Origin of the sequence: Gottfriedia endophytica, from assembly GCF_017814275.1 — a bacterium.
Classification (GTDB): domain Bacteria; phylum Bacillota; class Bacilli; order Bacillales; family Bacillaceae_G; genus Gottfriedia; species Gottfriedia endophytica.
On record NZ_JAGIYQ010000015.1, the window covers coordinates 79,195 to 91,264 of the forward strand.

The following is a 12,070-nucleotide window of genomic DNA, read 5'->3' on the forward strand; positions in this document are numbered from 1 at the left end:
GAAATTCTATTATTTTTTTGTTTTGTTCTCCTTTTCATGATGCTCTTTTATTATTTGATCTACTTTTTTAGAATCTCCTATTAACTCTATTAACCTTTCTCTTACCCAAGTTTGAATTTTTCCATCCTCACTATCTAAAAGGTCAACCACATAGGAAAAGGATTTATTAGGATTTTGTTTGGAATATTTATAGCCTAGTTTTGCAATTGTCCAATTAATGTATCCTAATTCTGTTTTATCCTTAATAGATTTACTTCTTTTAAGGAGCCATTTAATATCACCGTATTTTCCTACATCTGCAAGTAAATTATATGCTCTTATTTTTCTTTCAAATGAAACCCCGATTTTGGAAAGGTCTTCAAGAATAGCCACTTGTGATTTTGTTAATGCACTAGATTTTATGCTCATTGAAGGTATTTCATTTAAAGGAAGTAAACTGGTGACTGATTTTTCTCCATCATTAGGACAAATTCTCCCTGGATCACACCCTGGATCTGGTCCCGGAACTAAAATATCGTCATAAATATAAGTAAGCTTATACTTATTAATTTTTGAGAAACTACCATTTAAACCAGCAACTTTTATATAAAGATCACTAGCTTTTGCATTATTATACGAAATGGATTTTACATTTCCCAATTGAGTACTTGATTGTTTTAGCAATTTACCATCTTTCGAATAGAGGTAGATATCGTAATCTAGATTACCTTCAACTTCTAAAGTAAATGTTAGGACTCCTGTATCAGGAGACACATGATAGAAATCCACATCAGTTGAACTCCAAATATACGATTCAATCGTACCGGGTTCGATATGATAAGCCGTCGCAATAGAATCATTCGGTTCAAATGTATCTAAATTTTCACTATCTGGCATTGTAATTGTTACTTCGTTACTATTTTGACTGAAATTTCCATTAAAGGCTTTTACGAAGAAAGTATTCGTCGATGAAGGTTCTAAATCTTTTACATCCACGGCTGTGGCTGATGTAGTAGCTATTTGATAAGGCAATGTTGTGCTGGAATCCTTACGATATACATAATAACTATTTGCACCTGTTACAGAATTCCATCTTAAAGTGAGAGAATTAGAGGTTACGTTATTTACTGTTAGTCCAGTTGGAGCTGAAGGTGGGATTGGTAGTGTTTTTATAATTAGCTTGTTACTTTTATCACTTTCATTATTTCCATTTAATGCAGTAACTTCAAATGTATAGTCAGTATTTGGAGAAAGGTTTAATTTTACATTATTTGTTTTGATGAGATTTGATAGCTTCGTTCCATTTTGATAAATGTAGTATCCACTTACCCCTGACACAGGATCCCATGTTAAATCCACACTTTTATCTGTTATAGAAGTATATTTTAAATTCGTTGGTATTTGAACTTTCGATTGAAGAGTAATTTTATTGCTTTTTTCGCTTTCTCCAAACTTGTCATATGCTACTACTTCAAAAGTGTAATTGGTGTTTGACGTGACAGGCAATTTTACTGTGTTTGTCTCTATAGAATTTACTAACTTTTCACCATTCTGATAGATAAAATATCCACTAGCTTCTGAAACCATGTCCCATCTCAATTCAACTGTAGTACTTGAATTAGATGAAATCGTTAAATTTTGAGGAATAAAATTAATTTTTTTAATAAGATTTCCATTTTTGTCATAGATAAACTTTGTAATTACTTTATCATCTTTAACTAAATGAGTTAGTCTATTATTATCGTCGTATATGTACCGATAGGTATTTTGTGCATAGGAGATGCTCATAAATGAAAACACTAGTTGAATACATAATAGAAAAATAAATAAACTTGATTTTTTCACTGAGAATATTCACCCCATTATATAAATTTTTATTATAAAATTCGCGATTCTATCTTCCTCCTTTTTAGTCGTTAATTTCGTGATTTTTAGATTTTTATTTTCAATAATCCCTCCTTTAACAAGAAAAACGACATAACCTTTTGTGTGGTTATGTCGTTTGTTATCATAATTATAACAAATTATTCTGAATTATCAATAAATTTAATTTATTTTCTTAAATACTTTGTTTTGTAAAGCAAACTCATCCAATGTTACCTAGCCATATATGAAGTTTGTGTTCCTTAGGTCGGAAATATGCCGCCGACTTCCTTCAGAATCTGCGTCACCACAAACACCCTCGTATTAAGCTAACCACTACCACTACCACTACTACTTTCCGGCTCAGGACTTACACCCTATTGATTATGCACATTCTGGGCGCACTTTAAAGACTGAATTAAATTTTATAATTTTCAATCAGTCTTATCGCTTCTAAAGATTTATAAAAATAATGTAATAACTTCTGTATTTTTCATATTTTCCCGAAAAAGTCTTTAGGACCAGATTTTTCCTAAAGTCGATTAAGAATGCTAGTTTATATTTAAAACTTTAAGAAATGTTATAGCAGGTAAATTGCACTATTTATGACACTATAATTGAAATATAGTTGAAAAATTCCGGTAAATTTGTCATATTTTTAAGTAACATCAGGATTAAGCAGAAATTTATATAAGGAGGTATTAAAATGTTTGACCACAATCACTATGTTCCTATTTTAAAATGGAAAAGAGGAGAACGTACTGCTTTAGAACACCTTAATCAAACTTATAAAGATAACATGACTCCTCTTATTGAGATCCAACCAGTACCATTTGATCATGAAAACGGGGATTTCAGAAAGTCAATTGATGATCACTTGAAAGATGTTGGGACTCAGGTAAAAACTGTATGGAATCATGCAAAACCAATATTTGTAGATTTAGAAACACTGTATGATAATGAAGATTTTGAGGATGATATTTTACAATCTGGACAACACCCTGTTGAATATGTCATCGATGAAATTGAATCAAATGGTGTACCAGCTATTCCCGTAACGGGACTAATTCGTTCTCAACCATTTCATACCGCTATAAAATCAATTTGTAGTAAATACAATAGAGGTATTTGTTTACGATTAGAAATAGCTGATTTATCAGATATCTTCAACCTGAAAAAGAATATTGATAATTTAAGTAATTTTCTGCATTTGGATAAAAGTATGGTTGACGTAATACTTGATTATAAACAAATTATCCCCGAACAAGAAAAGCAACAGTTATCCAATGTAACGTTGACATTAGTTCAATTACCTTATTTAATGGAATGGCGAACAATTACATTAGCAAGCACTGCCTTTCCAAAGAATTTAAATAAAATTCCTACAGGTACTAGTGGAACATTGCCACGGTCAGAATGGATTATTTATCAATCATTAAGAAATTATGGTTTAGCAAGAATACCTACTTTTGGTGATTATACTATTACACACCCTGATTTTGTAAATATCGATCCTCGTCTTATTAACGTAGCTGCTGGCATAAAATATACTTCGGGGAATAATTTTCACATTTTCCGTGGTACCGGCACCAGAAATAAGGGATTTGGGCAAATGATCCAAATATGTATCAATGTTATAAATCATGTATCATATTGTGGCAATACATTTTCTTATGGTGATCAAAATATTTGGAACTGTGCTCATCAAACAACTACAACGGGAACCATAGAAAAATGGGTTACTGCGGGAGTAAATCACCATTTAACCTTAGTAAGTCATGATCTTTCCAACCTTCACGGTGCTTCAATAGTTGGTTCACTTTGAACTTAAGTTCATCTGTAGTAAACACTTCACAAATTCTTTTGTAAATAATATTACGAGGCTTGCTTAAATAACCTTTATGCAAGTCTTTTTCTTTTAGTATATTTAAAGCCTCTTCTCTCCATAACAAATGTGTCAATGCATACGGATCAATATTCGGATTCAATCTTCCTTTTCTTAATTGTCGTAAATTAAGCTTTCCACCGTTCTTAGTTACAAGTATCACACCCCACCATTTCGGAATAATCTCTTTAGTTTTGTCTAAATAATTCCTTTGCACAACTATTGTCATTCTATCGAATACTTTACAATAATCATTAATTTGGCTAGGTAACCTATTTAATGTGTCGCTTTCACTTTTAATTTCATAACCATGTAAAATACCATTTATTACTGCAACATCAACTCTAGAATGACCATGTAAAACACCCATCTCATTAACTATTTTTGTATTAGTATCGTTTATATATTTACTATATAATTCAGAAATTAAAATTTCTCGAATATCATTGTCCTTTAATTTTGTCATTTAGTTTCATCCTTTTTAATATTTCCGAAAAAAGTAGTATCACAAAAACACTTTTCAAATAAGTTTTCACCAAAAATCAGTTTAATCCTTTATTTGTTTTGATACAAATTTAATAAACTTTGGGTTAAGCCCTGCCTTTTTAGAAGGTGTTTCATAATACTCTTTTTTCTAATTCACAAATTATAACTTCAATGGTACTTATAATTTTTCAAGTTTATTTAATCGACCACTTATAACAAAGTGTTCGAATTATTATTAAATAGTTTATTAAAATCTTTCAAGAAAAATAATAATAAAAATAATATCTTCCCTTCAGTATTTTATGATTAAAATAATAAATCTATTTTCAAGTATTAAGCAATTAATTTATAAAAAAACAAGTTTGATTTAACAAAATTGTTTTCATGACTATATATTCTGTTCTACCCTATTAAATGTTTCAGATCCAATAAGAAGACCCATGTAAACTTGACCATAAAAATACCCCGTAAATGTTAGTTGGTGTCTAACATTTACGGGGCAGTTCAGTCCAAGTAAGCTATTTTAATCCCAAGGGATACTATTGGAATCTTTTAGCACTTTTCTATATTACTTATATTCTTAGAAATAGTATTACCGAAAAATTTTCCAAATAGCTATCGGACTTCAATTTCTTTAAAAATCATGCCTGTAATATTTTCATTTTTACATACTTCAATAAATCTCTCTGTACATATAAAAACTTGAGGAAATCCCTTAACTGTAAAGAAGTCAATTCCATTCCAAGTAGAACGATCTAATATAAAATTTAACAACATAGATTTTTCTTCTTTTAACTCAGTATAACTAAGTCGTCCACAATTTTCACATTTATGAAGTACTATACTCATATCGGAGTGAACAGAAATACCTTCTGGTAAATCAATAGCATAGTATCTAGATGGAATAGAACAAAAATTCTTAACCCTTAAACCATCTAATTTAAACATTTTAATTTGATCTTCATTTAATTCTTCTAAAGTCTTTGTATATATTTCTTCAAAAGCTATCTCTGATAACGAGTAATTTAAAATTACTTCTTTCAATTTTTCCGATACAAAATGCACAGGAAAAATATAAGTATAGTCAGGTAAATTATTGTTAGTTAAAATAATTTCTATTGGCCTATCAAAAGTTCCGTTTACCCAATTTGTGTTACATATTGGACAATTTATATCTTCAATTGTTTTATTAGAAAGTCTACATGCTTCAGCGTATTTTTTTCTTCTTCCTTCATCTAAGTTTACTTCGAAAAATTTCATTTTCCAACCTCACCTAAAAGCGAATTTTCAAATCATACTTATTTGCTAAATACCTACCAAACTCAAAAATATCTGACACAGTAGCAGTTGGTTTACTTTTAAAAAAATCTGTCCATTCTTGATTATAAGCTCTTGCTGCACTTCGGTGTGGACTCTTTTTCCACCAAGAAAGGAATTTAGGATTATGAATCGTGCCAGGGTAATCTTTAAGAATCTCATCAAACTTATCTTTCAAAGATTTTTTTTGTGGAAACATATGGTGAGCATCATAATCTCTTGGACTCTCAGGTGAAGGGTTTGAAACTTCTTCTGAGAATTTTTTTCTATAATTACTACCATTATAGGATGGTTGTTTAACTTTAGTCAATTTAGCATCGTTAGCTTTAATAAGATTTACTGATCTAGTTGCCATATTCCCTGTTACATAAGAAATACCAGCAGATATAGATCCTTTTATCACATTTGATAAAGCCCCAACCTCTACTATACCACCAACTACTACACCACCCGAAGCTGAAATAATTAATCCACTAGTTGCAATAGTACTAGCAGTTAAAAAAGATTTTGCTGATTGAGCAGCCGAGCTATATGAAGTTTTGATATAAAAAGCTAGAATAGCTTCAGAGGTAATTTGATATCCTTCTAAATAATAAAAATCATCTGGATATTTACTCAATCCTTTAAATCTATCAATTAAGCCAAAGAAAACATTGTCATCTATTGCTACGGATATACCTTTTTGAAAATATTCAATTTCAGTTGGATCATTAAAGGCATCACTTGGTAATCCCAAGTAATTCATTAATTTATTGAAAATTGCATCTTTTACCTGTGTCGTAATTTTCTTAATATATTTAAAGTTAAATGACTGGACACTTACTGACGATTGATTTACACTGCCATATTGATTTAATGAGGAATCTTTAATAATTCCCACATATTTCCAGTCACCTTCTTGTAAGACATAACTTGTTTGTAACCCACTTTCTACTGCATACGCTTCTTGTGTTGTACTTGTAGAATAAGTGTTATCCTTAATATAATATTCACTTAATGATGAGTTATCGTCAGTATAATCGGTGTATTCCCAATCAAATGTTTGATTAACTTCAAGTCTACCTAGTGATGCATTATTGTTATAACCTCTAAACTTAATATAATATGTTGTTCCGGCTGTTAATTCATAAAAAATTTCGGAAAAGCTTTGACCATTTGAATCATCATCAAAAGCTAATATATTTGTTAAATTTGAATTGCTATAAAGCTCAAGAAATGTGTCAGAAGATGTATCTCCATCACCGTAAGGAGTTGTATAGAAACGATATTTTCCTGTCTCAGTAGGGGTAAAGCTAAATGTCCGGTACTCATTTGCATTAACATTTACATCAATAGGAGAATCACTATAAATCGGTTGTGTAGGTGGTACGTCAACTTGAACTGTTAATCTTGTATATAAAGAACCCGTACTACTATAGTGTCTTACCTTTAAAAAGTATGTTGTTCCGGCAGTTAAGTAAGTTTTAATCTTTGAAAAAGTATTTCCATTTGAATCGTCATCACTAGCAATCATATTAGTTAAAGATGAATTACTGTATAACTCTAAATAAGTATCATTTGGACCTCCAAATCCACCATATGGTCCAGTGAATAATTGATAATTACCTGAACTTGAAGGAGTAAAAGAATATACTCGATATTCACCTGAACTTAAACTTATATCTACTGGACTATTAAGGTATATTGAAGCAATAGATGGTGTAATATTACTTAATGAAACAGTATATGAACCAGTTGCACCACTATAATAGTACACTTTAACCTTATAACTACTTCCTGCAGTAACGGAAAAACTAACACTCTCACTTTGCCCAGTTCCAGCAGCACTAGTACCTAACACTACATCATTAGAAGTAAGAACTTGTAAATCATAATCTGCATTCGAAGGAACCGAAAGTGAAGCAGTCATAGTTCCCGATGAACTTGCAGTAAAATTATAATAATCAGTGTCGCCTACATTCATATTCATAGATTGTGATCCACCAGGTGAAATAGTAAAGTTATATACACCGGCAACCCCGTTTTCATATGAAGACAACTCTAAAGGTTTGGAATGGTTAAATTCCTCTATCGCTTGGTTATACTCATTAATTAAGCTTAAAAACAGATTATTTTTATCCCGATAATATTCGTTTATTGCTGTATCAAGTGTACTATTTTCTTTCTTATTTAAGAGAGAGTCGGGTAATTGATGAAGTTTACTATTTTTAATAATTAGGTTATTATACTTAGCCTCAATATCTTTTGCTAAGGCTAAGTTACCTAATGATAGAGCATTCTCTTTAAGATTTGCTAATTTCTGACTTAACGAATCTAGCTTACTATCAACAGTTCTTATATCAAAATTATTATCTACTACCTTATTATTTTCGTATGGATTTTGTATAGTATGATCTATAACTCCTAATGCTTTAGCAACATTAATTAAACCTTTGCCATATTCATTAGAATTTCCTAGTGGAGTTGATGTGGAGTATAACTTTTCAACGACTTCTTTATTTGTTAACTTTTTATCACTGGATAATAACAACGCGGCTGATCCCGTTACAAACGGAACTGCCATTGACGTTCCTGATTTAGAAACATAACCCCCATCATTTGTTAAACTATATATATCTGTACCAGGGGCCATAATATCTAATGAACTTCCAGTACTTGAGAAATTAGCTCTTGAAAAATACTTTGAAACTGCACCAACTGAAACAACTTCTGGATATCGAGCAGGATAAAGCTCAGTCTCTTCCCCATAGCCAGAATTCCCTGCTGCAGCAACTATTATTATCCCATGATCATAAGCCTTTTTAATCTCATCGTATAATGATTGGCTAAAAATAGTGCCTCCAAAACTCATTGAAATAATATCAACATTCTTTTCAATTGCCCATTCAATACCATCGATTACTTGACTGTATGACCCTGTTCCTTCTTTATCTAGAACTTTTACAGGATAAATTTCTGCATCTGGTGCGACCCCTACAATTCCTGATTTATCTTTTTGGGCTGAAATTATTCCTGCTACATGTGTACCATGTCCATTATCATCTGAGAATGAATTAACTCCATCCACAAAAGATACGCCTTCTTTTACTTTCAATTCTGGATGTTCAGAAACTCCCGTATCTAATAAAGCTATTTTTACCTTTTTTCCAGAATATTTATTTATATGTGCTAAATCAGCACCTATTGCAGTATTGCCCCACGTTTCTATATCTTCATTCTTATCTTTTTGTTTCACTTTTATATTCGGTTTGTTACTTTCTTCAATACTTACATTTGCATCAACTTCTATATAATTAATATCATCATCTTTTTTAAGAGAATCTATTTCTCCTTGAGACAAATCAGTTACAATTGCATTTTTTCCCTTTATTTTTTTATTGTTCTTTCCTTTTAAATGTTTATTTGCAAATGAATCAGAATCTACATTCGCTTCTAGTCCAATAATATACCTATCCTTTTCATCCTTATGCTTTTCACTCTTAATCTCTGGATTTACTTTCGCTGAAGCATTAATTAGAGTACTTGTTCCAAACATACTTAGAGTGAGTACTAAAACAATAATAATATTTAATAATTTTTTCACTAATTACTACTCCTTTCTCAATTCAAAATAAGGTTAAATTGAACAATATTCTTCAAAAGACACTCCCTTTCCGAAAATTAAAATTTTTTAATAACATTTTAATTTTAAACTATTTTAAAAATTTCAAATAGTAAGTGTTTTCGACAAATATTTCTATTTAGTTTAATCAATTACTTATTTACAATTACAAAAAACTATATCTCGAGTAAAAGTTGAGTAGATATTTGTTGAATTTTTAAAAAGTATTCTGATTAACTTATTAATAGTTTTGATATTTTTTTAATACTTCCCTCCATATATATTTCTATCATCTTATTAATTTTGTTAAAATTAATATAAGAGAATTAACAAAGGAGGAATTTTGTTGAAAGATGTAAAAAAATTATTATTTAGTCCCCTTTATTCAAAGGAAAAACTTAATCCTAATTGTCTAAACATTTTAAAAGAAGAATAACCATACGCTAGAAATTTAATTAAACAATAAACACATGGATATATTGATGAGATAACAAGTTCGTCAAAGAATTTCAAACAAAATTCAACTCATCCTTTTAGTAACTCTATCTTTTTGCTGTATTAAAAAAGTTAAATTTTACTGTTAATATGAGAGTTGAACTACCTATCTTTGTGGTTGAATGGGAAAAGGATTTGTTGTACTGAACTATGGGGATCAGTAATGGGTTTAAAGGGAGAATATATTTAAATGTTTCTAACTCTTTTAATTTATCTTTTAACACCCATCCTACCGGAAATATATTAAATATACCCTCATATAAATTCCCTTCATCAATAAAATCCTGACCATTTTTCCGGTAAAGTGTAAGAAAAATAATACAGCAAAAAATCCAAGGATCTCTCCTTGGATTTTCCACATTTTATCCACAACTCAAAAGTGATAGACACTCTATCATGTTCAACTTGCAGAGGCTCATTAACTTGATCATCAATTAAAAAATGGACTTTATTTATTTTATCAAATGGACCCCAACCATCAGAATAAATACCTAAGGTTTAAGTTAGTCACACATGAAATATAGGTTCAAATACAGCGTTCTTAATTTTAGCATTTATAAATAGATCTCTTACATGTTTTTTTACAATTATGTATTGCCTTGGAAAAAAACCAGACCCAAAATACTCTTTAGTACAATTAAAGTCTAAAACATTTTCTAATAAATTTCTTGGTATATACATTGGATATTCTGGAGTCAAAATATAACTTTCAAAGTCACAATTTAATCGAACATTTGTCTTTTTTAATATAGTTTTATCGTCTACATTTCCAGACAAAATATTTTTAACAACTATTTGATATCCAATAATCGTTTGATTTTTTACTCCATGATATACTGGACGAAAATCGATGCCCGTTAGCTTATTAGTAACTATTAAATTTTTTATATCCTCTGAAACAATCATTTCTCCTTCCCAAGCATTATATGCCATATTTTTGTTTATTTTTTTATTTTTTATGATCAAATCTTTGTACTGATCAATATAGTTTTCACAATTTGAGCAATGAGTATAATAAAATTTTTCTGGATTATTTTCGTATTGACTACCAAGTAATTTATCAGAATATATTACAAAATAATCCGCATTTTCTATTTCTTCTTCTGAATATATTACTGTAAAATCTTTACTTACTCTTAATAAATTCTTTCTGATTTCTTCTAGCAGCTCATTATATTGTGGAATATCCACAAAAATATCCATTCTTAAAAGTTCTTCATTTATTTCTTCAGCATACTCTTTATACTTAGATAGTATATCTTTAGGAGTTACTAACGATTTAGGACCACTTTTAATAGAAACATTGGCTAATTTTCTCAATATTATCCTCTCCATCCAGTAGAACGTAAATATTTCATTGTTGCGTACCTTAATTTTCTGTCATCATGATATACATCTTCAATAGCTCTCATTAATTGTTTTCTTGTTAATTTTGTCGTACGATACGGGACAGCTTGTCTCCACCTATTAGTAAAAACTCGATGATTTGCCTTACTTAGAGGAATTGAAAGCATATCTCTTTCGTGTACTCCTATGATTGGGGCTAATCTTTTCTCAATTAAATGATGTACCTCTAATCCTGTTCCTTTTGTTAAGGTTCTTAATTTTTTATATGAACCTAATAACTTCCCAGCATGTGCAGCACTTGAAGCAATACCAGTTGGATCAAGAAATGAAGCTCCATCTACCATTAACCACGCAGCACCGCCTAATGAAGGATGTGCAAGGAATTCAGAGCTCCATCAGTTAACATAAATGCAACATCTAATATCCAATTGCCATTAGGATCTTCATACTTAACTGGATTATTACTTCCATAACCATATCCATTTTGAGTAAGTAAATCATCCTTATCACCTGAATGTGGATCAAGTGATAAAAACACCCCTTGTTCTGGTTGGTAATATCTAGCTATCAAGTAGTACATCTTAATTTCTTTATCATACATATAGCCTGCATATCCGAATGGATTATCGGCAGCTAATCCTTGAGCATTTGATTTTATTACGTTCCCCCATGCATCATAGGAATAACTTGCAACAACTTGATTATTGTCATCTGTTAATGCAATTACATCACCATGTGCATTGTAATGATAATTGAATGTCTGACCTTGTGTTTTCATTGCTAGGCGTTTTCCGCCCATAGAGTAAACATACGATCGTAGTACAATATCTTGATCATCTGTTTCATATAAAACGTTTATACTGTCACCATCATAAAAATAATTTGTAACAGTTCCATTGAGAATCTTTTGAATACGTCTTCCTTGGTCATCATATTGATAAGTTACATATGGAGAACTTTCTCCTTTTTTTGTGACAGCAGTTAATTGACCTGCTGGATTCCAAGTATAAGTATATTGCCCATCCTCAATACGATTTCCATTACTATCGTACTTAATGTCATCATTTCCGAATTTCGTTAATTCATTTGCTTCATTG

General features: G+C 30.4%; 8 protein-coding genes. 1 reads left to right on the forward strand and 7 read right to left on the reverse strand.

The genetic code is table 11. The features are described 5' to 3' along the window. Positions 1 to 9 precede the first annotated feature (9 nt). Positions 10 to 1,824 (reverse strand): fibronectin type III domain-containing protein, encoded by a 1,815-nt coding sequence (locus tag J5Y03_RS17010; RefSeq protein WP_209407197.1) that lies wholly within the window; start codon positions 1,822 to 1,824, stop codon positions 10 to 12. Between the two features lie 724 nt (positions 1,825 to 2,548). Between J5Y03_RS17010 and J5Y03_RS17015 the strand changes: the two genes are divergently transcribed. Beyond that, the gene (locus J5Y03_RS17015) at positions 2,549 to 3,667 is read left to right on the forward strand and encodes a beta family protein (RefSeq protein ID WP_209407198.1); all 1,119 of its coding nucleotides are present in this window, start codon (positions 2,549 to 2,551) and stop codon (positions 3,665 to 3,667) included. Here J5Y03_RS17015 and J5Y03_RS17020 read toward each other — a convergent pair. From J5Y03_RS17020 to J5Y03_RS17045, 6 genes are all read right to left on the reverse strand, one after another. Next, positions 3,582 to 4,193, reverse strand: a complete 612-nt coding sequence (locus J5Y03_RS17020) for a sce7726 family protein (RefSeq protein WP_209407199.1) — start codon at positions 4,191 to 4,193, stop codon at positions 3,582 to 3,584. The two genes, J5Y03_RS17015 and J5Y03_RS17020, sit on opposite strands and share 86 nt — an antisense overlap. A gap of 635 nt (positions 4,194 to 4,828) precedes the next feature. Then, a complete protein-coding gene (locus J5Y03_RS17025; RefSeq protein WP_209407200.1) occupies positions 4,829 to 5,473 on the reverse strand; it encodes a double-CXXCG motif protein in 645 nt (214 codons plus the stop codon). A gap of 13 nt (positions 5,474 to 5,486) precedes the next feature. Beyond that, entirely contained in the window at positions 5,487 to 9,113 is a 3,627-nt protein-coding gene (locus J5Y03_RS17030; protein WP_209407201.1) for a S8 family serine peptidase, read from the reverse strand. 1,020 nt (positions 9,114 to 10,133) lie between these two features. Further along, a complete protein-coding gene (locus J5Y03_RS17035; RefSeq protein WP_209407202.1) occupies positions 10,134 to 10,946 on the reverse strand; it encodes a hypothetical protein in 813 nt (270 codons plus the stop codon). Positions 10,947 to 10,948: 2 nt separating this feature from the next. After that, entirely contained in the window at positions 10,949 to 11,317 is a 369-nt protein-coding gene (locus J5Y03_RS17040; protein ID WP_209407203.1) for a hypothetical protein, read from the reverse strand. Positions 11,318 to 11,334: 17 nt separating this feature from the next. After that, on the reverse strand, positions 11,335 to 12,070 hold a 736-nt coding region (locus tag J5Y03_RS17045; RefSeq protein ID WP_209407204.1), incomplete at its 5' end, for an RHS repeat domain-containing protein.